The sequence below is a fragment of the Pontibacter beigongshangensis genome, from assembly GCF_014332515.1.
Taxonomy (GTDB): domain Bacteria; phylum Bacteroidota; class Bacteroidia; order Cytophagales; family Hymenobacteraceae; genus Pontibacter; species Pontibacter beigongshangensis.
The window spans coordinates 1-946 of sequence record NZ_VFSD01000062.1 but is presented as its reverse complement, the minus strand read 5'-3'; the positions used below and the strand labels follow the sequence as shown (position 1 = coordinate 946).

Here is a 946-nt window from a genome sequence, read left to right as displayed (position 1 = left end):
TTATACCGCCATGACAGCTGTCTTGAATACAACTAAGTTAACAGAAATTTTCATTGCCTGCGATGATTTCATGCACAAATTCAAGTCCCACCAACTCTCCAACGGCTACCAGATCGAGCCAGCCACGCAGCTGATGAGCGAGTCGGAGATGATGGCCATCGTCATCTTCTACCACCACTCGGGCCTGCGCTGTTTCAAGTACTTCTATGAGCTGGGGGTGCGGGGGGCACTGCGCTCCTACTTCCCCGCCTGCTACAGCTACTCCCGCTTTGTGGGCCTGATACAGCGCCTCAACCTGCCCCTGTTCCTCTTCCTCTGCGCCTGCCGCCTGGCCGCCGCCACCAGGGGCAACTACGTCGACGCCACCAAGCTGGTGGTCTGCCACAACAAGCGCAGCTTCCACCACAGGGTCTTCCAGGGCCTGGCCAGGCGCGGCAAGTCCTCCACCGGCTGGTTTTTCGGCCTTAAGCTGCACGCGGTGATCAATGAGCTGGGCCAGCTGGTGGTCTTCCGCATCACCTCGGGCAACGTGGCCGACAACAACCCGCAGCTCCTGGGCCAGCTCACCGGGCGCCTGCAGGGCTTCCTCTACGGCGATGCCGGCTATATCTCCTCCATCGCCCAGAGCCTGCGCGACAGGGGCCTGGAGCTCATCACCAAGCTCCGCAAAAACATGCAACCGCAGGAGCTGACACCCGAGCAGAAACACTACCTCCGTCACCGCGGGCTCATTGAGTCGGTCTTCAACCTGCTCAAAAAGCACTGCGACATTGACCACACCAGGCATAGAAGTCCCCTGAACTTCTTCATCAACCTATGGGGTGGCCTGATCGCTTACTCTTTTATGGATAAATTCCCCTCCATGCCTCAGTTCCTGCCCAAAGCAGGAAAGGGAGAAAATACACAAATTGTACTTGGTTGAGCTTTTAACCCAAAACTCACGTTA

Annotated in this window: 1 protein-coding gene; it reads left to right on the top strand. The window is 57.2% G+C overall.

Annotated elements, in window-relative coordinates:
- Positions 1-10 precede the first annotated feature (10 nt).
- Entirely contained in the window at positions 11-922 is a 912-nt protein-coding gene (locus FJM74_RS22095) for an IS982 family transposase (RefSeq protein WP_449426653.1), read from the top strand.
- The last annotated feature ends 24 nt before the right edge of the window (positions 923-946 follow it).